The 24,590-nt window shown below is 37.9% G+C and carries 24 protein-coding genes; 6 read left to right on the forward strand and 18 right to left on the reverse strand.

What is annotated here, in order from left to right; translation table 11 throughout:
• Nucleotides 1-101 precede the first annotated feature (101 nt).
• Together BLW74_RS07880 and BLW74_RS07885 are read left to right on the forward strand one after the other, a co-directional pair.
• The gene (locus BLW74_RS07880) at nt 102-1,913 is read left to right on the forward strand and encodes a TonB-dependent receptor plug domain-containing protein (protein ID WP_089692580.1); all 1,812 of its coding nucleotides are present in this window, start codon (nt 102-104) and stop codon (nt 1,911-1,913) included.
• Nucleotides 1,914-1,984: 71 nt separating this feature from the next.
• The gene (locus BLW74_RS07885) at nt 1,985-2,701 is read left to right on the forward strand and encodes a DUF2490 domain-containing protein (protein ID WP_089691329.1); all 717 of its coding nucleotides are present in this window, start codon (nt 1,985-1,987) and stop codon (nt 2,699-2,701) included.
• Here the strand turns inward: BLW74_RS07885 and BLW74_RS07890 are convergent.
• From BLW74_RS07890 to BLW74_RS07945, 11 genes are all read right to left on the reverse strand, one after another.
• Complete coding sequence (locus BLW74_RS07890; protein WP_089691331.1) at nt 2,698-3,144, reverse strand: phosphohydrolase; 447 nt, start codon at nt 3,142-3,144, stop codon at nt 2,698-2,700. The two genes, BLW74_RS07885 and BLW74_RS07890, sit on opposite strands and share 4 nt — an antisense overlap.
• A 79-nt stretch (nt 3,145-3,223) precedes the next feature.
• Nucleotides 3,224-3,559 (reverse strand): YegP family protein, encoded by a 336-nt coding sequence (locus tag BLW74_RS07895; protein ID WP_089691334.1) that lies wholly within the window; start codon nt 3,557-3,559, stop codon nt 3,224-3,226.
• Nucleotides 3,560-3,593: 34 nt separating this feature from the next.
• Entirely contained in the window at nt 3,594-3,899 is a 306-nt protein-coding gene (locus BLW74_RS07900; RefSeq protein WP_089691337.1) for a hypothetical protein, read from the reverse strand.
• Nucleotides 3,900-4,048: 149 nt separating this feature from the next.
• Nucleotides 4,049-5,824 carry an acyl-CoA dehydrogenase family protein gene (locus BLW74_RS07905; RefSeq protein WP_089691341.1) on the reverse strand — a complete coding sequence of 592 codons (1,776 nt, stop codon included), beginning with the start codon at nt 5,822-5,824 and terminating at the stop codon, nt 4,049-4,051.
• Nucleotides 5,825-5,947: 123 nt separating this feature from the next.
• Complete coding sequence (locus BLW74_RS07910) at nt 5,948-7,126, reverse strand: acetyl-CoA C-acyltransferase (protein WP_089691344.1); 1,179 nt, start codon at nt 7,124-7,126, stop codon at nt 5,948-5,950.
• Nucleotides 7,127-7,229: 103 nt separating this feature from the next.
• Nucleotides 7,230-7,694, reverse strand: a complete 465-nt coding sequence (gene tnpA, locus BLW74_RS07915) for an IS200/IS605 family transposase (protein WP_089691347.1) — start codon at nt 7,692-7,694, stop codon at nt 7,230-7,232.
• Between the two features lie 83 nt (nt 7,695-7,777).
• Nucleotides 7,778-10,171 carry a 3-hydroxyacyl-CoA dehydrogenase/enoyl-CoA hydratase family protein gene (locus tag BLW74_RS07920; protein WP_089691350.1) on the reverse strand — a complete coding sequence of 798 codons (2,394 nt, stop codon included), beginning with the start codon at nt 10,169-10,171 and terminating at the stop codon, nt 7,778-7,780.
• Nucleotides 10,172-10,224: 53 nt separating this feature from the next.
• Nucleotides 10,225-10,677, reverse strand: a complete 453-nt coding sequence (locus BLW74_RS07925; RefSeq protein ID WP_089692581.1) for a MarR family winged helix-turn-helix transcriptional regulator — start codon at nt 10,675-10,677, stop codon at nt 10,225-10,227.
• 165 nt (nt 10,678-10,842) lie between these two features.
• On the reverse strand, nt 10,843-11,766 hold the full coding sequence (locus BLW74_RS07930) for an ABC transporter ATP-binding protein (protein ID WP_089691353.1): 924 nt from the start codon (nt 11,764-11,766) through the stop codon (nt 10,843-10,845).
• Between the two features lie 487 nt (nt 11,767-12,253).
• Nucleotides 12,254-13,225, reverse strand: coding sequence for a FecCD family ABC transporter permease (locus BLW74_RS07940; RefSeq protein WP_185116344.1), 972 nt, complete (start codon nt 13,223-13,225; stop codon nt 12,254-12,256).
• A gap of 25 nt (nt 13,226-13,250) precedes the next feature.
• Complete coding sequence (locus BLW74_RS07945) at nt 13,251-13,811, reverse strand: TlpA family protein disulfide reductase (protein ID WP_089691362.1); 561 nt, start codon at nt 13,809-13,811, stop codon at nt 13,251-13,253.
• 33 nt (nt 13,812-13,844) lie between these two features.
• Between BLW74_RS07945 and BLW74_RS07950 the strand changes: the two genes are divergently transcribed.
• Both BLW74_RS07950 and BLW74_RS07955 read left to right on the forward strand, forming a co-directional pair.
• Entirely contained in the window at nt 13,845-14,969 is a 1,125-nt protein-coding gene (locus BLW74_RS07950) for a ferredoxin--NADP reductase (RefSeq protein ID WP_089691365.1), read from the forward strand.
• A 56-nt stretch (nt 14,970-15,025) separates the two neighbouring features.
• Entirely contained in the window at nt 15,026-15,583 is a 558-nt protein-coding gene (locus BLW74_RS07955) for a SanA/YdcF family protein (protein WP_376749778.1), read from the forward strand.
• Here the strand turns inward: BLW74_RS07955 and tamL are convergent.
• Nucleotides 15,580-18,189, reverse strand: a complete 2,610-nt coding sequence (tamL, locus tag BLW74_RS07960) for a translocation and assembly module lipoprotein TamL (protein ID WP_089691371.1) — start codon at nt 18,187-18,189, stop codon at nt 15,580-15,582. The genes BLW74_RS07955 and tamL overlap by 4 nt on opposite strands.
• On the opposite strand from tamL, the gene BLW74_RS07965 reads away from it, so the two are divergent.
• Nucleotides 18,175-18,900, forward strand: coding sequence for a TrmH family RNA methyltransferase (locus tag BLW74_RS07965; RefSeq protein ID WP_089691374.1), 726 nt, complete (start codon nt 18,175-18,177; stop codon nt 18,898-18,900). The two genes, tamL and BLW74_RS07965, sit on opposite strands and share 15 nt — an antisense overlap.
• A 79-nt stretch (nt 18,901-18,979) precedes the next feature.
• Here BLW74_RS07965 and BLW74_RS07970 read toward each other — a convergent pair whose 3' ends face one another.
• The 5 genes from BLW74_RS07970 to porQ form a co-directional block, all read right to left on the reverse strand.
• Nucleotides 18,980-19,480 carry a phosphoribosyl-ATP pyrophosphatase gene (locus tag BLW74_RS07970; RefSeq protein WP_089691377.1) on the reverse strand — a complete coding sequence of 167 codons (501 nt, stop codon included), beginning with the start codon at nt 19,478-19,480 and terminating at the stop codon, nt 18,980-18,982.
• Between the two features lie 3 nt (nt 19,481-19,483).
• On the reverse strand, nt 19,484-19,792 hold the full coding sequence (locus BLW74_RS07975) for a phage holin family protein (protein WP_089691379.1): 309 nt from the start codon (nt 19,790-19,792) through the stop codon (nt 19,484-19,486).
• An 80-nt stretch (nt 19,793-19,872) separates the two neighbouring features.
• Entirely contained in the window at nt 19,873-20,223 is a 351-nt protein-coding gene (locus BLW74_RS07980; RefSeq protein WP_047375131.1) for a YtxH domain-containing protein, read from the reverse strand.
• A gap of 95 nt (nt 20,224-20,318) precedes the next feature.
• Nucleotides 20,319-20,993, reverse strand: a complete 675-nt coding sequence (cmk, locus tag BLW74_RS07985) for a (d)CMP kinase (protein ID WP_089691382.1) — start codon at nt 20,991-20,993, stop codon at nt 20,319-20,321.
• A gap of 83 nt (nt 20,994-21,076) precedes the next feature.
• On the reverse strand, nt 21,077-22,069 hold the full coding sequence (gene porQ / locus BLW74_RS07990; RefSeq protein WP_089691385.1) for a type IX secretion system protein PorQ: 993 nt from the start codon (nt 22,067-22,069) through the stop codon (nt 21,077-21,079).
• A 167-nt stretch (nt 22,070-22,236) separates the two neighbouring features.
• Between porQ and pyrH the strand changes: the two genes are divergently transcribed.
• Nucleotides 22,237-22,944: a UMP kinase gene (gene pyrH, locus BLW74_RS07995; RefSeq protein WP_089691388.1), complete on the forward strand. Its 708-nt coding sequence runs from the start codon at nt 22,237-22,239 to the stop codon at nt 22,942-22,944.
• A gap of 84 nt (nt 22,945-23,028) precedes the next feature.
• On the opposite strand, the gene BLW74_RS08000 is transcribed toward pyrH, so the two are convergent.
• Nucleotides 23,029-24,384, reverse strand: coding sequence for a lipase family protein (locus tag BLW74_RS08000; RefSeq protein WP_089691391.1), 1,356 nt, complete (start codon nt 24,382-24,384; stop codon nt 23,029-23,031).
• Nucleotides 24,385-24,590 lie beyond the last annotated feature (206 nt).

Below are 24,590 nucleotides of genomic sequence, written 5' to 3' on the forward strand. Positions count from 1 at the left end.
ATGCAGCTTATGCTGCATCTTTTTTTATGACAACTATCATTTGCCTGTCTTGGTGAACTCCCTTACTTTTGGACTCTGTTAAAAAAACTACGGAAACGATTATGATCAAAAAGATAGGAAGTGCTTTTTTTCTGGGATCTTTGCTTTGGGTAAATGCACAGGAAAAGACAACGGATATTGAAAGCATTGAATTTCAGGGAAAATTTATCTCCACACCTTATAAAAGTGCCAATCAGAACATCAGTGTGATTACCAGGGAAGATATTGTAAATTCTCCGGCTAAAAGTATTGATGAAATTCTTCAGCAGGTACCCGGAATGGATATCAGAAGGAGAGGTTCTAACGGGGTGCAGAGTGATATCAGTTTTCGTGGAAGTTCTTTTGAACAGGTTCTTCTGCTGCTGAACGGAATCAGGATGAATGATTCCCAGACGGGGCACAACAATATGAACATTCCTGTAGATCTGGATGACGTAGAAAGAATAGAAGTTATAAAAGGACCTGCTGCCAGACGTTTCGGACAGAATGCTTATGCCGGTGTTATCAATATCATTACCAAAACCGTCCCGGGTAAAAAAGTAAAGATCAGCGCAGACGGCGGCGATTACAGTACTTATGGACTCGGATTCAATGCTCAGATAGGAAACGAAAAATTCACCAACTCTCTTCAGGCGAATTCTGCTTCTTCAGAGGGATACATGTTCAATACAGATTATGAGATCAGGAATGTATTTTATCAGGGAAAACTGAACATCAAAAACGGAGATGTAAGAGTGCAGGCGGGTTTTTCTGAAAAGAAATTCGGGGCTAATGGCTTCTACGCTTCCAGCGCTGCAACTAAGCAATATGAGGAAACGCAGGCTTCTATCGTAAGTGTGGCACACCAGCAGACTTTCGGAAAGCTTAAACTTAATTCTAATGTATACTGGAGAAGAGGGCAGGATATGTATCTCTACGACAGATGGAACCCTGATTTCTACCGAAATATGCACATCGGAAATAATGTGGGTGGAGAAGTGAATTCCAGCTACCAGTGGGGATTGGGAACAACCGGAATTGGTGTTGAACTGAGAAAAGAATTCTTAGCGAGTAGCAATCTGGGGGACAGAAACCGTTTTGTGTCTCAGGTTTTCTTTGAACATCATTTTTCATTGCTGGATAAAAAACTGAATATCAGCCCTGGAATTTCATGGGCCAATTATTCTAAAGAGGGAAATTTCTTTTACCCGGGGCTTGATGTAGGATACAACTTCAATCCTAATCATAAAGTATACGGAAATATCGCAAAAGTGCACCGTATTCCTACTTTCACGGATTTGTACTATATCAGTAAAACGGAACAGGGAAATCCGGATCTGCGCCCGGAAAACGCATTATCATCAGAGGTGGGATATCAGTATCAGGATAGTAAAATTGCAGCTAAAGTAAGCGGGTTTTTAAGAAATTCCCGCAATTCGATTGACTGGGTAAAAAAAGATATCAATGATAAGATCTGGTTTGCAGAAAATGTAGGAGATATTAAAACCAGAGGGATTGAAGCAGAGTGGAGCCACAGGCCCGCGGAATGGCTTAAATACACGGTGGGATATACCTATATCGACAGCAAATATGAAGAAAAGAACGGTTTTGTATCAAGATATATTCTGGACAATCTGAAGCATCAGCTGGTGTCTAAATTAGAGCTGAAATTCCTGAAAAACTTCACCAATGAGCTTGTTTACCGATATAATGAAAGGGTGAACCTGGGAAGCTATAATCTGCTCGATGAAAAACTGAGTTTCGCTAAAAAAGACTATTCTGTATATGTGCTCATTAACAATATTACCAATACCCGATATACGGAAGCATTTGGGGTAGCCATGCCGCAAAGGTGGTTCCACATTGGGTTTTCTTATACAATTAATATTAAGTAGATGTTAATTTGATATGAATAAAAGTTAATATTAACAAATTGTTAAAAAATTTACATTTGCAAAAATTTTTTATGAAACGTCTTATAGGCTTAGGTTTACTACTTGGAATTTCTTTTTTTAAAGCACAGGAACATATCTCCAGCTTCAATGCAGTGACTCTGACCTATAAGTTTCATCCGAAATTTTTCCTTTATGCGGAAGGGCAGCTTCGTGGTAATGAAGATTACACCTACCCGGATTATTATGAGATAAAAGGAGGTTTAGGATATAATCTTACCAAGAACCATAAACCTTTCGTGGGGCTTGGAAGATATGTGAATTATAAAGACCACAGCTTAAGCAGAGAGGAGTTCAGGGTATGGCTGCAGGACGTTATTGATGTTAAGAAAGGAATTGTAAAGTTTGAAAACCGTTTCCGTGCTGAAAAAAGCTGGTTTTATGAGCCTAAAACAGATCAGACTTCACAGAGAATGCGTTACCGGTACCGTCTGAACATAAGTGTTCCTTTAAATTCCAAAACCATCAAAAAAGGAACTGTCTTCGCCAATGCCTATGACGAAGTGTTCTTTGTATCTCCGATGAAGCCTGCTTTCGCCAGAAACAGAGTTTATGGCGGTTTTGGCTATCAGATTGACGATTATTTCGGTATTGTCAGCGGATATCTGTGGCAGCGTGAATTTGAAGCCAAAGGAAACAAAAATTTACATTTTATTTACCTTGCGTTAAACATCAATATTGACGGTACAGACCATCACACGAAGACTTACGATTTCCCGGGTGCGGATTAATATTTCTCTATCAGATAACGATAGGCTTTCAGGTATTTGTTGAATCTTTTGATGTCTTTGGGAGTAAGTTCTCTGTTTACTCTTCTGAGGTCCATATTGTCACGTAGGTCATTCAGTTTTACAGCAACGGAAAGGAGGGATCTTTCTGTTCTTTTTATAAATTCATCATAATCTTCTTCCGGATCAAATTTCGTAAGACAGCTGATGGCAAAAATAATATATTCAGGAAACCCTTCAGCCCTTAAATAATCCAGGCTAAACTCCTGTGGATGATCTTCCACTACATCATGCAGTACGCCTACAATTTTTTCGTCCAGCGTTTTACCATAATTCATCACCCGCATTACGTGGCCAATGTATGGAGCATGGTATTTATCGGTTTGTCCTTTATGAGCCTTATCGGCTATTTTGATTGCTTTATTCAGTAATTCTTCTTTTGTCATTTCTAATGAAAAATAGAATACAAAAATAGAAAATGCCTTAAAAACTAAGGCATTTTTATTCAAATTATTTCAGATGATTTTATGAGCCGCTTTCATCCTCCACAGGAGCGTGTGGAGCATTGTTTTTTACAGATTCTATACCATTTTCCATACCGTTGTCAGATTCATACATCTGGCTCGTTCCTATAATCTGCCCGTTTCCTGCTTTAAGATTAAAATAACATCTGCCGTCACTGGCTGTATTTCTTTCGAATTTCGAATCGTCCTGAGCGTTGGTTTTTACAGATCCGATTCCGCTTTCGCAGGAAGGCTTGGTACTGTAACCCTGACTGGTTAAGATCACCTGTCCGTTTCCTGCTTTGAGATTAAACTGAAAGTCTCCGTTTGTTCTTTTAGAGATGATGAATTTTCCCATGGTAATAGTTTTGAGTTTGGTGTTTTGATTATTTTTATGGTATTAGTTTTTTAGGATCCACCTGGATTTTGTCTGGAGTAACAGCGTTTAAAATTTTGTATTGTGAATGATCTCCTGAAGGTTCTTTCAGCGCAAGATAGATAATGCTGTCATCAGGTGTTTTTACCAGCATTTTATAAAGGCTTTTCTGTTGGCGTGCTGAAGTCAGTTCAAAATTTTTAAACCGGTCTTTATTCTGAATTTTTGCCGTATCTGCTTTAGGAAACGGAAGTAACTTTTCTCTTTTTTGTGCTGTCAATGCAGCTGATATAAGGAGCAGGGGAAATAATATAATTTTCATGTGTTATTTAATTTTAAATAAAAATAATAATTTTATTTGAATAAAGCCATTGAATGTCCGTAAATTCAATGGTCATCACAATATAACATCCCGGAAAACAAAAAGCGTCTCAAAAACTGAGACGCTGAATCAAATTTATGTTATTAAGACTAATAAGCTCCTTTTTCAATATAGTGAGCGGCAACTTTTTCAGTAAGCGCTACTACATTCGGATGGTTGGTATATTTCGTAAATCTTCTCAGTCCTGAAAGCATCATTCTCTGCTCATCTCCTTCAGCAAAAGAAACGATTCCTTCTTTAGCTGCAGTAATGATTTTCTCCACTGCTTTATAAAGGTTGAGCTGAGCCATAGCTGCTTCCACAGATTCAGGAGAGAAGTGTTTCTCTGCTCTTAGTACTGCAGATTCTGCCATATAGATCTGATTAAGGATTTCAGATGCGTTAAGTAATAAATGCTGCTGTTTCTCTATATCCATCATGTATTTCTGAAGAGCCGCTCCGGAAACCATTAAGAATACTTTCTTAAGATTGGCAATAATTGCTTTTTCTTCACTCATGAATTCTGAATAATCAGGAACTTCAAATGAAGGAATACCCATCAATTCTTTGCTTATGGCCATTGCAGGAGATAAAAGGTCCAGTTCACCTTTCATCGCTCTCTTAATCAACATTCCAACGGCTAATAATCTGTTGATTTCGTTGGTACCTTCATAGATTCTTGAAATTCTTGAATCTCTCCATGCTGCTTCCATAGGAGTGTCTTCAGAGAATCCCATTCCTCCGTACACCTGAATTCCTTCGTCTGCGGTGTGCTGAGCCAGGTCTGAAACGAACACTTTAAGAATGGAGCATTCTACAGCGAATTCTTCAACCCCTTTTAATTCTGCTTCCTGATGGCTTAATCCGCCTGCTACTAACTCATCAATTTTATCCTGAACGTTTTTAGCCGCTCTGTAAGAACCTGCTTCACTTACGAAAACTCCGGTTGCCATTTCAGCAATTTTCTTTCTGATCGCTCCGAAAGTAGCAATAGAAACCCCAAATTGTTTTCTTTCGTTAGAGTACTGAATAGAGTGGTTTAAAATTCTTCTCTGTGCATCAAGACAAGCTGCAGCCAATTTGATACGGCCTACGTTCAATGCATTTAAAGCGATCTTGAAACCATTGTTTCTTTCTCCTAAAAGATTTTCTACAGGAATCTTCATATCATTGAAGAAAACCTGACGGGTAGAAGAAGCACGGATACCCAGTTTGTGCTCTTCCTCTCCGAAAGTTAAGCTTTCAGGGTTTTCAAGTTCAGATCTGTTGATAACAAATCCTGTGATATTTTTATCATCATCAATTTTAGCGAATAATGTAAATGTATCTGCAAATCCTGCATTGGAGATCCACATTTTCTGTCCGTTAATGATATAATGCTTTCCGTCTTCGGAAAGTTTTGCTTTTGTCTTTCCTGAATTCGCGTCAGAACCAGCATCCGGCTCTGTCAGGCAGTAAGCTCCGAATTTTGTTCCTGTTGCCAAATCCGGAAGGTATTTTTTCTTCTGCTCTTCCGTTCCGTAAAGAACGATCGGAAGCGTACCGATACCGGTGTGCGCCCCATAGGCCGTAGCCAGTGAACCTGTAGTTCCGGAAAGGTAGTCGCACGCAAGCATGGTAGTCACAAAGCCCATTCCAAGACCTCCGTATTCTTCAGGAACCGCGATTCCCAGCATTCCCATTTCTCCCAGTTTACGCATGGTCTCTTCAGTAAATGCATAATCTTTCTTCTCAAAACGTTCTCTTTGAGGAACTACTTCTCTATCTATAAATTCCTTCGCAGAATCACGAAGCATCTTTTGTTCTTCATTCAGTTCTTCAATACTGAAAATTTCGTTTGCAGGAATCTGTTTGATCAGGAATTCCCCGCCTTTTAATGTAGCCATATATTATTTTGTTTTTTTAAATTTTTTTTAGACATTCTGATAACAGACGAATAGATGATAGATTATTGTGGTCTATTTTCGATCTGTCTATGATCTCTTTGTCTTTTTTATTAAAATCTCTATTTAAAGTAGTTCAAAAATAGAAGCCGCTCCCTGGCCGGTTCCTACACACATAGAAACCATTCCGTATTTGTTGCCACGTCTTCTCATTTCATCAAGAAGCTGTACTGTTAGTTTGGTTCCTGTACATCCAAGCGGGTGTCCAAGAGCGATAGCTCCTCCGTTTACGTTTAAGATGTCAGGATTTAAGCCTAATTCTTTTTTGATGGCAACTGATTGGGAGGCGAAAGCTTCGTTAAGCTCGATCAATTCGATATCTTTCAATTCTAAACCTGCCTGTTTCAAAGCTTTCGGAATAGCATAAATAGGTCCCATTCCCATAATTCTAGGCTCCAATCCGGCTGCAGCATAAGCCACTAATCTAGCTTCAGGCTGCAATCCTAATTCTTTTACCATTTCTTCACTCATTACCATTACGAAAGCCGCTCCGTCACTCATCTGAGAAGAGTTTCCTGCGGTTACGCTTCCTCCATTGGCAAATACAGGTCTTAATTTTGCCAATCCTGCTAAAGAAGTATCGGCTCTTGGACCTTCATCTACAGAAAAATCAAATTTCTTAGTCTGCAGTTTCTGATTTTCGTCCAGGAAGTTATATTCTACAGGAATCGGAACAATCTGATTGGCAAATTTTCCTTCCTGGTTTGCTTTTAAAGCTTTCATATGGGATTCAAAAGCAAACTGATCCTGTTCTTCTCTGGTAATATTATATTGTTTAGCAACTTCTTCCGCAGTGTACCCCATTCCCCAGTAATAATCCGGGTTTGTTTTTGCGATATCTGTTTCAGGAACCGGCTTATAACCTCCCATTGGGATATAGGACATAGATTCTGTACCACCCGCAATGATACAGTCTGCCATACCAGCCTGGATTTTTGCTGAAGCAATAGCAATTGCTTCACTTCCTGAAGCACAGTATCTGTTCACCGTTACTCCCGGAACTTTATCGGTATTTAATCCCATCAAAGAGATCAGACGTGCAACGTTCAGCCCCTGCTCAGCTTCCGGCATTGCATTTCCTACAATAAGGTCATCAATTCTGTTTTTATCTAATTGTGGTAGCTCTGCCATTAATTTTTCAATAACAGTAGCTGCCATTACATCAGGTCTTGTAAATCTTAAACTTCCTTTTGGAGCTTTTCCAACGGCAGTTCTGAACCCTTTTACTATGTATGCTGTTTTCATTTTTTTGTTTAATTAAATTGTTTTAAGAATTTTTGCCTCGTAGAGGTAAACTGTTCATAAATCTTTGTTTTTGCTTTTTGTGGAGCTCCGTAGGAGCGATCTGTTAATCATGAATCCATTCAAATAAATATTTTGGATCATATTCTATCTCAAATTTTGACATAAAATCCAGATATTCTTCTCTAAAAGTTTTCTTTTTATGATGTTCTTCCTGATTTAAAATATATTTTACAACAGAATCAACACTGCTTTTAGAATAAGAAAAAGCTCCGTACCCTTCCTGCCAATTGAATTTTCCATTTACCCATCCTTTTTCGTTGATGAATTTTGAAGAACCCGCTTTAATATCTCTTACTAAATCTGAAACCGCAAGTGTCGGATTCATACTTACAAGAATATGTACATGGTCTGGCATTGCAAAAACTGCGAATAATTTTTGGTTTCTATTGGAAACAATACCCGTTATAAACTGATGTAATTCCTCTCTGTTTTCTCTTGAAATCAGATTTTGTCTTCCTTTTACAGCGAAAACAATTTGAATATAAATCTGAGTGTAGGTATTTGCCATACATTAACAGGCCGCCTCTACGAGGCTTTCCAATTTTTTAAATTATTCATGCTATTAACAGTTCGCTCCTACGGAGCTTCCCGTTAGTTTCTTAATGGTTTTCCATTTTGCAACATATACTGAATTCTCTCCAGCGTTTTTCTTTCTCCACAAAGCTGAAGGAAAGTTTCTCTTTCAAGGTTCAATAGATACTGTTCTGTTACTACTGTTGGTTCAGAAAGGTTTCCTCCTACCATTACATTAGCCAGTTTATCTGCAATTTTCTTATCGTGTTCAGAGATGTATTTTCCGGTTAGCATCTGGTCTGTTCCTACATAGAACATTCCTAATGCATCTTTACCAAGAACTTTTACTTTTTGCTCAATTGGCTGGGTATATCCTTGTTCTGCTAATAGTTTTGCTACTTTTTTAGCTTCAGCAATCTGTCTGTTTTTGCTTACGGAAACAATGTCTTTCCCTTTTTCAAGGATTCCCATGTCGTAAGCTTCATAAGCCGAAGTAGCTACTTTACCCATGGCAATGTTCATGAAAGCATCACGAAGTCTGTTATTTTTAACATCATCGTTGTGGAATTCTCTGGAAGTTCTTAAGGTTAATTCTTTAGTACCTCCACCGCCAGGGATTACCCCAACACCGGTTTCTACAAGACCGATATAAGTTTCTGCCGCTGCAACCACTCGATCTGCATGCATGGTCATTTCACATCCTCCACCTAAAGTCATTCCGTGAGGAGCAACTACTACAGGAATAGAAGAGTAACGTACTCTCATCATAGATTTCTGGAAGTAAGCGATCGCCATATTCAGATCATCCCAATCCTGCTCAATAGCCATCATAAGGATCATCGCCAGGTTGGCACCTACAGAGAAGTTAGCACCTTGGTTACCAACTACTAATCCGTCATATTCTTTTTCCGCCAGATCAATGGCTCTGTTTAATCCGTCAAGAACTTCGCCTCCAAGAGAGTTCATTTTGGAACGGATCTCGAAGTTGATGATACCATCTCCTAAATCTTCAATCGCTGCCCCTGAATTGCTCCAAAGCGTCTTGTTTTTTCTGATATTGTCTAAGATGATGAAAGCATCCTGACCAGGAATTTTGCTGTATTCTCCTGAATTTTTATCAACGTAAATGCTTTGCCCTTCATCGTTAACTTTGTAAAACGTTTCTACATTTTTAACCCAGTCAGAAACTTCGTATCCGGCATCTTTAGCCAGTTCAATACCTTTCTGAACCCCTACAGCATCCCAGATTTCAAACGGACCGTTTTCCCATCCGAAACCTGCTCTCATAGCATCATCAATTTTATAAACTTCGTCAGAGATTTCAGGAACTTTGTGAGAAACATAAGCGAATAATGCTCCTAAAGATTTTCTGTATAATTCGCCTGCTTTATCTTTACCGCCAATCAGAACTTTGAATCGGTCAATTGGCTTGTCAATAGATTTTGTTAATTCCAGAGTAGGGAAGGATGATTTTCCTTGAAGCTCATACTCCAGAGTATCAAGATTTAATCCGTGAATTTCAGATTTTCCGTCTGCGTTTTTCACTTTTTTATAGAAACCTTGCTCTGTTTTTGAACCTAACCATTTATTATCCATCATTTTCTGGATATAATCCGGAAGGGCAAATACGTCATTGAAATCATTCGCTTCCGCACCGCTTTGACGGACTCCGTTCGCTACCATTACCAAAGTATCAAGACCTACAACGTCAGCGGTTCTGAACGTAGCAGATTTTGGACGGCCGATTACCGGACCTGTTAATTTATCAACATCAGAAACAGTAAGACCTAATTTCTGTACATTGTGAAGAAGATCCATCATAGAAAACACACCAATTCTGTTGGCGATGAAAGCTGGAGTATCTTTGGCCAAAACTGTGGTTTTACCTAAGAATTTAGCTCCGTAATTCATATAGAAATCAATAATTTCAGGATCTGTATCGTTAGTAGGGATGATCTCTAAGAGAGGAAGATACCTTACCGGGTTGAAGAAGTGTGTACCCGCGAAGTATTTTCTGAAATCCTCGCTTCTTCCTTCTGTAAGCAGATGAATAGGAATCCCGGATGTATTAGAAGAAATCAATGTTCCCGGTTTTCTGAACTGTTCAATCTTTTCGTATACGGACTTTTTGATGTCAAGTCTTTCTACTACTACCTCAATAATCCAGTCTGTATTTTTTATTTTCGGCAAATCATCATCGAAATTTCCGATTGTAATTCTGTCTGCAAACTTTGGAGAATAAAGAAGTGCAGGACTTGCTTTTTTAAGTTTTTCAAAGTTTTCGGAAGCAATTCTGTTTCTTACTACCTTGTCATCTTTGGTCAAACCTTTTTTCTGTTCAGCTTCAGTAAGTTCAAAAGGAACAATATCCAAGAGTGATACTTCCACACCGATATTGGCGAAGTGAGCTGCGATACCGCTTCCCATAATTCCTGAACCAAGAACCGTTACATGTTTGATTCTTCTTTTCATATGTAAATTTTTATTTTTAATAAGATTATACAAACCCGGAGGTTCATCATAATTTACTTTCTGTTATTCAATAATTCGTTGGCAATTTTCATGATTTCGGTCATTACGTCCTTAAAAGTTTCCAGTTTTTCCGGAGCTATTTTTTCCATGACCTTTTTGTTGAAGTTCACAACGACTTCCTTAGACATATTTCTGGAGTTTAATCCTTTATCGGTAAGCTTAATGATAACCTCTCTTTTATCAGTGGTTGTCTTTTCCTTATAGATATACCCGTTATCTTCCAGAAGTTTGATAATTCTCGTTAATGAAGTGGGTTCAATAGCCATCTTCGGACCGAGGTTGGTACTTCGTGTTCCTTCTTTGGGATCAATTTTAAGAAGTGTGAGTGCCTGTACCGCCGTGGAATCATGTTCCTGCGCTAGTTCTGTGTACATTTTAGAGACAGCCAACCAGGTCTGCTTTAAAATTAAATCTACGTTTTCTATTTTTTCCTTATTATTATCCATCATTTTTTCGCCAATGGTTTTACCCAAATTTAATAAATATTATGCATGCATAATATTTATTAACGTTAAATTTTGTTAATAGGCTGTAAATAAACGGATTAAATTGTATGATTAGCATAATACTATGCATGCATAGTATGTGAATTAATCAAAGAAAAACGTGTATTAATGAATGTTTGTAACTAAATTGATAATTTCTTCAAAAGATTCACATTGGTAAGTAGCGGAATCTTTAGTAATTACCCAAAATGGACTCTGAAACTCAAAATTAAGGTCAGACAAGTCTTTTTGGAAGTTTTTTTGAAGCAGAGAATACAGCATTTCCTTGTGAAACTGCGGTGCAGCGATAAAAGGCGCAATAAAGGTCTCGCTGATCTGAAATAAGGATGCATTGGTAAGTTCATCATGCTGCAGCAAAATATCCTCCACAATTCCTGAATACAGATGATTTTCCTTTACATACCATATTTTATCCGCGAATTCTTTGGCCAGCCGCCAGTCGTGGGACGAGAACAGGATAAGTTTGTTCTGTTCTTTTGCCAGCTTTCTTAAGGTTTTAAGGATAATGATTTTGTTTTTTTCATCCAGATGGGTGGTAGGTTCATCCAAGATAATGATAGGTGAGTTTTGAGTAATAGCACGCCCGATAAATGCTTTCTGGAGGTTTCCGTCTGACAGGTTTTTCAAAAGCGTATATCTGTATTGAGCCAGATCCAGTTTCTCAATAATATGGGCAACTTCTTCACGGTCTTCTTTTTTTAACTCAAAATAAAAAGGGTAGTAGATATACTTTCCCAGAGAAATAAGATCTTCAACCGTATAATGCTGCGGGATAACCGATTTTGAAAAGACAATAGCAATATTTTCCGCAATTTCCTTTACGGAAAGACTTTTTACATTTTTTCCATTAATTGTAATTTCTCCTTTCAATAAAGGGATCTGATGCAGAATAGATTTGATTAATGTTGTTTTTCCAACCCCATTATTACCAATCAGCAGGCATACATCCCCAAGCTTTAAATCTGCATTAGCATTGGAGATTAAAGTAGTTTTGTAGCCGATATGAGCCTGTTTGATCTGTAGGTGCATAACTAAAATAAGAAAAGGATTATAAATAACAGAATTGGTAGAAAACTTAAAAATAAATATAAGAATTTATTTTTTTTGACTTTCCATAAAGTGTAGCTACCTAAGATAATAGAACCCCAAAAAGCAGAAGGTAGTGCAAAAAAAATCCACCAATTATGGCCCCAAGAATAAACCCAATGTAATTTCTGATTCATTCGAAACATTTTTGAATACTCCAGGATTGCAAAACTTGCGACAAACAAAATGATGTGTGCAGTAATTAATTGTTTTTGTGTTATTCTAATCTTCATTGCTTTATTTATAGTAAGATAAGTCTTGTTTAATAAGTCATACTGAAAACATCTCTGCGGATTCCTTCGGAATGACACATTACGAATATTTCCTCTTTTATTTAATGAAGTAAGTTAAGAATCTATTCTCAAAACCTGCCTGACCTTTATAATCTCAGGAGCTTTATATTAATAATTCATTTATTAATCATTGTATTTTAAACTTTATTCTGTTTCAAAAGCATCATCAGAATCACAGGAATTCCGAATACAGAGCTTATCACGTTCAATGGTATCTGTGTTTTTTCTGCCATCACAGAGAAGAACAACATGATCAGCATTCCTAACAGCATATTAAGAATCCATTGCTGCCATAATTTGGATGGGTTATAAACCAGTCTGCAGAAATGAGGAACAATAATTCCAATAAATAAAATTGGACCTAAAAATGCAGTAACAGAAGCCGAAAGGATAGAAGAGGCAACAATGATTAAAAGTTTTAACCGGTGCAGATTAACCCCTAAACTTTGGGCATAGGAATTGCCCAGAGAGTTTCCAATAAGCGGCTTTATCGCTCTGAAACAGATTGCCATTCCCACTAAAACTAAAATAAACAGGATGTAAATCTGGTTCCTCGTTACCATATTATTCGCTCCAAACGACCATAAAATATAGTTCTTCAGACTTTGATTTTCAGCATAAAACTGAAGAAGAGATACGATGGCTCCTGCAAAAGCTGACACCAAAAAACCGAAAATAATAAGATAAGACTTGTCCTGAAATCTGTTTGACATGGACAGCAGTATCAGCATTAACAATACACTGCCTCCAATAGCAGATAAGCTGAGAAAACTGTTCTGCAGAAATTCAGGAAGAAGAATAGTATGGGAAAAGAAAATATAAAAAGCAACCGAGAGACTCGCAACCGATGTAATTCCCAGTATATCAGGGCCTGCTAACGGGTTTTGGAAATATTCCTGCATCAGAAAACCTGAGGTAGGAATTGAAATTCCGGCCAGTATCATCACCAGAACACGGTTGATACGGATTTCGGCAATCTGGCTATGAGCAGAGTCCTGAAAAAAATCCTGGAAGTGTAAACTTAAAAATCCCGTGTTCAGATTAATGACAGCGCTTACAATAATGGCAATCACAAATAATAAACACAGGATTTTAAATCTTTTTGACATGATTCAGAAAGAGTTCAGTCTATTCTTATTGTAGAAAAGAATTTATTTTTGAATTCAGTACATCTTCTGTCATCATTCCCAGGTATTCATCGGTTTTATCCCCTTTTCTCATAAAAGTAAAAGGAATAGAACCTCCGTCCCATTGTTTGAAGTTGTTATGAAAGAAATTTTGATCTAATTTTTGTCCGTCCAGTAAAATAATACTGCTTCCCAATTTATTTTCAGCAGCAAAATTTTTAACGGCACCCGCCCATTCTGCCTTATCATCAAGATTGACGAAGGTGAATTTTACCGGTTTGCCCTTCAATTCCTCCATTTTACTCTTAAAACTTGGAATCTCTCTCATACAAGGACCACACCAGGTTGCAAAGAAATTGGTAACATATAAGGTATCATTATTTTTTGCCAGATGCTGGCTTACATTTTCGGGAGATAGCTCTTTGGGAAGAACTGTATTTCCTTCATTTTCTGTCGTTTGAGATACAGAAAGAGAATCTGCAGCTGTAGCGTTTTCAGTGTTCTGAACTTCTTTTTTACAGCTGTACAGCGCAGTAAGAAGTAACGTGGATAAAATTATCTTCTTCATAAATTATTTTTTATCTATTTTTGAATTGAAGTTATGAAACAACAAATCTATAAAGGGAAACTGATACAGTTTCATCGGTTAAAAATAGCGAAAAAGGAAGAGCTGACCAAAAATACTTTTTCTCTGGAGTTTGAAATTCCCGGAAATGTAAAAGAAAATTTCAGGTTTGAGGCAGGGCAGTTCGTCAGTATACAGTTTCAGTCACATGGAAAAGAGGTTATTAATGATTATTCAATGACTTCAGCACCTTATGAAGGTAAAATAGGTTTAGGAATAAAGGTAAATTCTCCTGATGGAGCTGCTTCTCAGTTATTTCAGAATTATCATACAGGTGACGAACTGTGGGTAAGTGAGCCTGCCGGAAGGTTTACCATTGTATCTAAACCCAGCGAATTCAGGACCATTGTTGCCTTTGCTGCTGGTATAGGGATTACACCCATTTTGAGTCACTTCAAAAATATTCTTCACAACGAACCCAGAACCCGTCTGTTTTTATTTTTTGGAAATAAAAGCTCAGATGAGCTGGTTTACCGCGAGCAGCTGGATACTCTTGCCAGAACCTGCGGGGACAGGCTTCAGATATTTTATTTTTTCTCACAGGAAAAAACAGCAGACCAGTTTTTTTATGGAAGACTTGATGAAAAGAAACTGGCGCTCATTATCAATCAGATCCTGCATCTGGATGACACGGATGAGGAATCTACCATTTGGGATGCTGTGGATGAAGTCCTGATTTGTGGAAAAGGAGAAATGATCAAAACTCTGGCTAATGCCTGCTATCATCACGGAATTCCTAAAAAGAATATTCATTTTGAGCTTTTCGAAGAATTTAATGATGATATTTATCCTGTTGAAAAAGAATTTCCTTTAATTCAAAATATTGAAGTTGAATTTACCATGCTGGGAAAAAAATACATAACGCATCTTCCGGATAATAAAGATAAGATTCTACAGCAGCTGCTTATTCAAAAATTTCCGCTTCCTTACTCATGTAAATCCGGGATCTGTGGAAGCTGCGAATGTTCTTTGGAAGAAGGAGAGGTAGAACTCCTGGAGAATGAGTATCTTACCGAAAAAGAGGAAGAGCAGGGACATATTTTGGCTTGCATGTCTATTGTGAAAAGTAAGAAAATAAAGCTTAACTTTGATCTTAGTTGAGAATTATACGGAACATATTTAATCTGGGGCTGATATCACTGGAATTGGGAATTCTGATGATATGCTTCTGCAATGTGTGGGTTTTCGGGCTTACCAACGGAAGGACTTACACCAAAATTTCAAAAATTCCGCCAAGAGAGATAGCCTTGGTTCTGGGAACATCTCCAAAAATGAGATCCGGAAAATCTAATCCTTATTTCACCAAAAGAATGGATGCTGCGGCTCTTCTTTACCATCATGGCAAGATCAAGAAAATTATTGTAAGCGGGGAGAAGAGTAAAGGTTATAATGAACCTGCGGCTATGAAAAATTATCTGATCAATCAGGAAGGGGTGCCGGAAGATATTATTTTGGAAGATCCTAAAGGCTTTAATACCTATAAAAGTATTCTTCGCTGCAAAGATGTTTATAAGAAGAAAAATGTAATCATTGTATCGCAGGGATTTCACAATCTGAGAGCCCTTTTCTTTGCCAGAAATAATGACATGAATGCCTTGGGATTTGATGCGCAGGATGTCTCTAAACCTGAAAGTTTCTACAGAAACCAGACGAGGGAAATCCTCGCCCGGGTAATTGCTGTAGTATATTTTATTCTGGGCGTTTCTCCGGATTAGAAAGGATATCCGAACGCGATATTAACGGTAGGTTTGAATGGCTGCAAATATTTAACTCTCCATCGGTCTCCCTCCGGTTTATTCGGGTCGTAAATCTTATAAGCAAGATCAATTCTGGCCGTTACATAGGCAATATTCAGTCGTAATCCGAATCCGCTTCCGATACCTACCTGTTTCAGGAATTTATTGAATTTAAATTCGTCTCCGTATCCGTCATTATAGTTTCTAAGGCTCCAGGTATTTCCGATATCGGTAAACAGGGCTCCTTCATAAGTTTTATTGAACGGAATCCTGTATTCAATATTGGTGGTAAGCTTTACATTGTCTGTCATATAGGTACGCACTCTTTCATCCACCTGAGAATCTGCGGGACCTAGGCCTCCATAGGCCACCCACGCTCTGATGTCATTAGAGCCTCCATTGAAATAAGATTTAATGATCGGCATATCTTCAGAGTTTCCATACGGAATTCCTACCCCAATGAACTGTCGAAGCACTAAAGTCTGATTTCCGTTAAACTTGAAATATTTTCTGGCATCTATATCAAACTTCACAAACTGGGCATACGGTAACCCGAAAATGGTTTTTTGAGGTCCGCTTACAACCCCTCCGCCATTATCTTTTTTATTGAATAGACTTAAAATGTTACCGGCAAGTTCAACTTTTCCGTTAAAGTAAAATGCATTAGGGTATTCTTTTTTACCAATCTCACTGTAAACAAAGTTGTAGATCATAGAAGAAATAAGAACATCCTGGGTTTGTCTGTCCTTGTTCACCAAAGTTCCTCTGAAGGCTGTTAACAGATCCGTTCCCTGCTGATTAAGACTTGCCCGGTACGCATCGTTCTCAATGATTCTTTTGGAAACATCATCTACACTCAGCTTTCCGTCTCTATAATCCTGTCCGGTTTGTGCTGTTTCGGGGTTAAACATAAAATAATTCCCGAAAACCTCGTCTTTCACCTTTCCGTCATTCACGAAATAATCATAGTAAGCATCCTTATTTTTAGTCAGACTGACCTGTGTATTGAATAGCGTAAGTTTGTGATAGACCTGGTCATTCACGCTGGCCTGATAGTTTAATCCGGTATTAAAAATAAGCCTTCCCAAACCAATATTATTCTGTATGGATGCTCCCAGCAAAATAGAGGAAGTAGGCGTATATCGTTTAGGTATCAGTTTATAATAATTAATAGGAAGCAGCAATCTCGGGAAATTCAAAGATGCCTGAGCGGATATTTCGTAAGCAGCCACTCTTTTATCAATATCTTTTGTACTTCTGATAGATCCAAATGTTCCCGAAAGGCTGGTAGAAAGGTTTTCTGCCCCTCTGAAAACATTTCGGGTAGTCAGATCCACAGAAGGGGAGATTCCCAAATTCAGAATCTGCGAATAATTAATATCTGTTCCTAGTTTAAGCTCATATTTGGGAAGTGGTTTCAAAACATACAAAATGTCCACAATACTGTCATTAGGTGAAGTCATTCCGCCTTGTCTCAGAGAGTCTCTTGCCTTAACGATGCTAAAGTTGTTCATCGCCAGAAGATTTCGCTTGGTAACATCCAGTTTCGTTTGGTCAAAAACCTTTTTACTGTCAGGAATAATAGCCCTCCATATAGACGAAATTTTATATTTATCATTCATCGTATGGAACCTTATTCTTCTCAGGCTGTCTTTCTTTGTATTTTTGGGATAATCACCGGGTTCGTCCACAATGGCCACATCAATGTTTCCAAAAGTGGCAATTTTATAAGGGGTATCCAGAGAGTCTTTATGGATCTCAAGTGTTAGAGGAACCTGTTTTCTGCTTTTAAGAGAATCTGCCACGAAATACACTTCATCATTCAAAGCATTAAATCTGTAAAATCCAAATTCCCTCATCTGCTCGGTAATTCTTGTTACCTCTCTTTCAAGAACGGTTTGATCGAGAATCTGTCCGGACCTCACCAGACTTTTATTCAGAAAAGAACTGTAATATCCCTTGATCCCCTGATCCGGAATATTGTAAAAATAATCCTTAATGCGGGTAGGCTCGTTATGTTTGATAGAATAGCTTACAGACGCTTTTTTAGCAGCAGAATCCAGAGAATGCTTAAAGGTTACATCGGCATCCCAATATCCTCTGTAGGTAAGTCTTTTCTTAATAGATTCAGCGCTTTTTTCACTTCTTGACTGATCAAGAATTACCGGCGCTGTCCCCCAGCTGTGCAGCAGACGATCAACAAGAAGGCTTTTTCCTACGCTGCTTTTCATATTATATTTAATGAACAGAGAGTCTCTCAGCTTCTGATTCCTCATCTCGCTGGGATAGGTCATGTACTCATTAAGTATCGTGTCATATTTCGGATCAGCCATATTATAAAGAAGTAAACTTAATGGCATGAAAAGAAATTGCTTTTTATTGGGCTTCTGTTGAATATAATCCTTCAGTTCCTCATCGAAAAATTGTCTCTTATCCTCAAACCCTAAAGTGTTCTTGGTAAGCAGATATTCTCCTTCCGGAACTTTTTTTGTCGTACTACAAGCATAAAGGAGACCAACAAATGTTGCAAATGAGATAATTTTATAATATTTTTGAGGAGAATTCTTATAATGCTTACAGCTCATACAATAAAAGTTTTACAATCTTTAGATAAAAAGAAGTTCAGACAAAAATACAATTTGTTTTTGGTTGAAGGTAATAAAATCATTTGTGAACTTTTTAATTCTAACATTAAAATTAAAGAAATATTGTCAACCGATCCACAAAAATTGGACCGTACTGACATTCCTGTGACCCATATCTCTGAAAATGAATTAAAAAAAATTAGTTTTCTTAAAACTCCAAAAGATTCTGTAGCGGTCTGTTTTCTTGCCGAGGATGAAAAAACGAAAGATAAAAATATACAGCTCGTTCTGGATGGAATACAGGATCCGGGAAATTTGGGAACGATTATTCGCCTGGCCGACTGGTTCGGAATAGAGCAGATAATTTGCAGTGAAGATACCGTAGATGTTTACAACCCGAAAGTGATTCAGGCTACAATGGGCTCTTTTACGAGAGTAAATGTAGTCTACACCAATCTTGTTGAATATCTTTCCGCAACAGAAAACGTAAATATTGGAACAGATATGGAAGGGGAAAACATTTACACTTTCGAGAAGCCGGAAAAAATCAATCTTATTTTAGGAAATGAAGGGAACGGCATGAGACCGGAAACCGAGAAGCTTCTGCAAAAAAGTATCAGTATTCCGAGGTTTGGAAAATCCCAGTCTACAGAAAGCCTGAATGTATCAATGGCTGCCGGGATTATTTTAGGACAGTTATTTTCAAAATAGAAAATTAGAAATCAGGAGTTAGAATTATTGTAAAATATTACTGAATAGCATCCGGCGCCTGATTTCTAATATCTTATTTCTATATCAATTGTTCCAGACTTGAAACACTTTTATTCTTTTGATATACCTCTATCTTTTTTCTCACATATTTCAGTGCTATGGGGGCAAGATAGATTAATGCAGCGCCAATCAGCTTTTTCTTCCAGTTGGAGCTTTTCATATTCTTTTTGGCGTAGTTTCCTACGATAGCAGTAACGCCCAGCTTTACCAGACTGTCTGTAATATTTCCGCTTTTGAAAGCCGAACTTGCAATTCCTACCGCTGTATTTTTGCTGATCAGAAGATCTTTTACCTCTGATGTTAGCTGCTTTGCAATAATATCCTTTCTCAGAACTACTTTTTCATCACCGTCCTCATCTATCTTTTCCTGAAGGTACTGATCACTTAAACCATTGGTAAAAGCACTTAAGCTTTCTTTTGTGTTTTTGAAGGTAAGAAGATTTTCAAGATCACTTATTTCACCCTGAAGCAGTTTTTTCTTTCTCCTTAATTCTTCTATGCTCTCGTATTTTCTGCCCATAGTTTAATGATTTAAAAATTTAATTACCTGATCTGCAACAGTATTGACAATCTTATTTTTGAATGCAACGACAAATGCCATTATCAGGGCATAAAATGCCGCCACAATTAAGAATCCATAAGAGTAATTATCCAGCGCTTTACCAATAAGGAAAGCAATTCCAAAATTGAAAAGGATAATAAAAAAAGCAAAAGCAACAAGCAGTACTACAAAGTAAGTAATGAGCCCGGCAGAAAGAGACGACTTTTCCGTCGCTTCAATTTTCAGAAGATCTATTCTTTTGAAGGCGTATTCTTTAATAGTTTCTATCATTGTTTTTTTTTAAAGTTACAAAAAAAGGAACTTTTGCACAAAAGTTCCTTTCTGTAATTTACTTAAAAAAGATAAATTACTTATTTTTTCAGATCATTTAGTTCCGCTTCTACATCTTTTGCCAAATCTGCAGTTTTAGAAACAATCTGATCCTTGTATTTATCATATCCGTCTTTCACAGTATGTGCTACGCTGCTTGCTGTTTCCTTGAAAGTAGAAGAAATATTGCCATACTGGTCTTTTACTTTTTCAGAAACCTCTCCGTATTTGTTTTTAGCCTGATCTTTAAGATCATTGGCTTTATCTTTAATTTTTTTTCTGGTTTCTTTACCTTCTTCCGGTGCGTATAACATTCCTAAGATTACACCTGCCGCAGCACCTGCAAGAAGTCCTGCCAATATACCTGCTGTATTATTTCCTTTTCTAGACATTTTAAGTTTTTTAATAATTAATAATAAATTAGTTTTTACAGTAATAAAACTTACAATTTGTATACCAAAGGAGGCATGATGCTTATTAAAAATTGTTAAATCTTTTTAATGTGAGATAAAATAAGATCTATGGTTTCCTCTTTGGTTAATTCGGAATTATCAATTACAATCGCATCGTCAGCCTGCTTCAATGGGGCTATTTCACGTTCACTGTCAATCTTGTCTCTTTCTATCAGGTTTTGTTTTACCTGCTCCTTATCTGCTTCAATTCCCAGTCCTTTCAGCTCCAGAAATCTTCTGTTGGTCCTTTCGTTAATGCTGGCAGTAAGAAAGAATTTATAGTCTGCATTTGGCAGAACTACTGTCCCAATGTCACGCCCGTCCATAATTACGCCTCCTTTTTCTGCCAAAGTGCGCTGTGACTGCAGTAAGAAATCTCTTACTTCTTTCTGTTTGGCGACAAGACTTACGTTGTCTGAGACAATATTGGTACGGATTTCTTTAGAGATATCAGTGTCATTAAGGAAGAGAATAAGGGTTCCTCCGTTGTTTTTGAATTCGAGTTTGATGTGGTTAAAAGAATTGAATAATGTATTCAGATCAATCTCACCATTTGTGTTAAGGCAGTGCTGCAATGCATACCAGGTAACTCCTCTGTAAAGAGCCCCTGTGTCCATATGAATAAGTCCCAGCTGATCAGCAATGATTTTAGAGATAGAACTTTTTCCGGTAGACGAGTACCCATCAATAGCAATTACAGGTTTTTTCATACTGCAAATTTCAAGATTTTTTCTTAAAAATCAAGAGGGAGCATGAAATTTTCGTAATAATTAAGAAATTTAAGACAGATGGATTACTCTCCTCTGTGGCTGGAAAGATCCATGGAAATTCCTATTTGATTGACATTGGAAGAGTTGTGATATCTTACATGAGCATAATCTATACGGAATCTGGAAACTTTCACTCCGAATCCTGCAGAAAGACCGGAGAAGTTTCTCTGATCTGCTACAGCCAGTTCATTTCCTCTTTTCACATTATAGCCCAATCTGATATTGAAGTTTTTTTCCGGAAACAATTCTGCTCCCAAAGAAAAGTGGTCTGCAATTTTTCTCCCTGTTTTCACTTCCTGCCCATCCAGATTGTATTCTGAAGAAATATCGAATTTCTGAAGATCGTGAGCTGTAATCGTAATAGCAAGAGGGAAGTTCTTGATTGTTTTGGTATATCCAAGATCGATTCTGAAAGGAAGATTTTCTCTCGTTCCATTAAATGATTTGAGCTGGAAACCAAAGTTCCTCATGACAAGAGAAAGTACTTCTTTGTTCTTTTTATTATGATAGGTGATTCCCGCTGTTCCTGAAATGGCGGAAGAAGTATAATTATCAATTTTTGAGGTGACGAAATTCAGTCCTCCACCAATTGTCCAGTCTTCCTCAAACTGGTAGGCATAGCCCGCACCAATGGCCACATCCGAAGCTTTAAATTCTCCGTTTTCGAAACCGCTTTCATCCGTTCTCGGAATGCTCCCGTAGCTCATATATCTTGCATTGATAGTAGCCATATGGCCGTTCTCAAAGTCTTTGGCATAAGCAATAGTACCGTATTTCGAGTCAGCAAGGTAAGCCGTTGCGTTGACGGAAAGCTGTTGGTCTGAATCTTTATTTAGCAGGGCAGGGTTTGCAATAGCAAAGGAAACATCATAATCTCTTACCGAAATTGCATCTCCACCCAAAGCAGCCTGTCTTGCAGATACAGGTACATTTAAGAACGGATATACATTTGTTCCTGTTTGCGCATAAGAAACAATTCCTGATAGAAATAATGAAAAAATGATAATTTTCTTCAACTCAATTTATAATTAATGCAAAAATAATCCTTTTTCGTACTTTTCAAAATATTTCTTACATTATTTCTATTTAAATATTTTTCTTTTATCAATATCATTAATGATTATATTTGCAAAATCAAATTCAGGGGAAACCCACACTAATAAAAAGTTACTAAAAATAAAAGATGAAATATAAAAGAATCCTTCTGAAACTAAGCGGTGAGGCCTTAATGGGAAACAGACAGTACGGTATTGACAATGAAAGACTGCAGGAATATGCATCTGAGATCAAAAAAGTAGTTGAAAAAGGCTGTGAAGTAGCGATCGTGATTGGAGGAGGAAATATCTTCCGAGGTGTAGCAGGAGCTGCAAAAGGAATGGACAGAGTGCAGGGAGATTATATGGGAATGCTGGCCACTGTAATCAATGGTATGGCTTTACAGGGAGCATTGGAAGATGCAGGCATCAAGACAAGACTTCAGTCTGCTATCGAAATGGATAAAGTAGCTGAACCTTTCATCAAAAGAAGAGCAGTAAGACATCTTGAAAAAGGCAGAGTGGTGATCTTCGGTGCCGGTACAGGAAACCCTTACTTTACTACCGATACGGCAGCTACATTAAGAGCGATCGAAATAGGGGCTGACGTGATCTTAAAAGGCACAAGAGTAGACGGAATCTATGACAGCGACCCTGAAAAAAATGCTGATGCTGTAAAATACAATTCATTATCTTTCGATGAAGTATTTGAGAAAAACCTTAAAGTAATGGATATGACTGCTTTTACTTTGAGCCACGAAAATAAATTGCCAATCATTGTATTCGATATGAATAAAGATGGAAATCTGGAAAAAATTGTAGACGGAGAAAATGTAGGAACTTTGGTTGATTTATAATCAATTGAAGTTGAAAAAATATAAAGAAACACCTGTAACGATTAACGTTGCAGGTGTTTCTGTTTTCTGTAATAATTTTAATGCCTATTGGTCTGCTTCCACATTTTGCGCGGCATTTTCCTTTTCAACCAAAACATACTGGGAAGAAATCCACCCAATGATCTGACTGATTATTTTCATGATCATTTCAAATTCAGTTACAGCAGTTACTCCCGGTACGAGCTTCACAGCGGGTTTGGGTAATGGCTGTGGTAAAATAAGACCGTTTACCGGCGGATTAGTGCCTGCTGCAGGAATACCGTTATACATCCCGACATGCTGCACGGACAACTGAAGCATGTAGTCCTGTAAAGTCTGAGGAGGTGTTTTGATGGTAATCGAAGAGCTGCTTGTGTGCTGAAGCTGGCCCGGTAGCGATTGGTTTTGTATTCTCGTATAGCTGGCTCCTGAACTGGAAGAATTACTAATCGCCATTTTTTGTAAAGCTTTTAGTATGGAGGCTGTCATATTTGTAGTAGCCTGGCCATATATAGTGGCTATTTTCGCCAGTTCTGATACCGTCCATGCATGAGGTACAACATCAAGGTCATTCCAATGCATCGTATTCCAGCTTTGGTAAGTACCTGTCTGCTGCTGCCATCCCGGGGGCAGCGGTGGGAATTTACTGTTGAAAAGATCGGCAAATTTTGCTTCTCCCGGTGTTGGTCCTGCCGTAGGGTAAACAAGCGTTACTCCGAAAGCATTCAGATCTTTATTTTCTTTGAGATAAAGAGCCAGGGTAGGAGATAATGCTCCCGCCAGGCTGTGTCCGCAAAATATAATAGCTGTTCCCGGTTCCGGATGTAACCCTGCAAGAAATTGCTGCAGGGTTGTATTGGGAGAAGCTGCATTATTGGGGCTGATAAGTTCTAAAAGGATGCTTACACCAGTAGCTGTCCCTTTTGAAATATAAGGGTCTGTATTATTATATGCCGATGGAGCGAAATTGGAAGGATTATACGTTGTCCAGTTTACCACTTCGGCAACTGAGAAATCTTCTGTTTCCCAATCGTACAGTGAAGAAGGATTAGTGGCTGCAATAGCCACAACGTAGGTAGGCAATGTAGGCCCTCCAGGAAATGCAACTGATTCAGACTTTACTACATATAATGCATTGTCTGCAACACCGGTAGGAATCCCTTTTTTATCTTTTTCTTCGATCAGGGCAGGACCCCAGACAAGTTCCCAGCTTCCTAATACCGGAAGAACAGAAGGGTCTGCTGTAGAAGGTGTCGTCTGGCCCATTATTTTAACTGGCGGAACATTGTTAAAATAAAATGATAGATCATACTGAAGCTGTTCCTGCAGCTGGATGCCCAAACCGTTGTAGCCTCCTGCACGGTTGGCAAGACCTGCCATACCAAAAACCTGTTGATAGGCGTCTAAAGATGGATTTGTCATGATGTGATTGGTTTTAAATTAGTTTTAGATTTTTAATTAATTAAGAAATGTCTTCGCTAAGACTTTCCGTTTATTCTGGTAAACATTCCATTTAAAATATCTGTCAATGTTTCGTTTAAAAGAATAGAGTAAAGGAAGCTATTAAAAATGATATCACACTAAGTAGAAATAACCAAAATTTAGGATCGGTATTTTTACCGGAAGCT

Source organism: Chryseobacterium culicis (assembly GCF_900108365.1).
Classification (GTDB): domain Bacteria; phylum Bacteroidota; class Bacteroidia; order Flavobacteriales; family Weeksellaceae; genus Chryseobacterium; species Chryseobacterium culicis.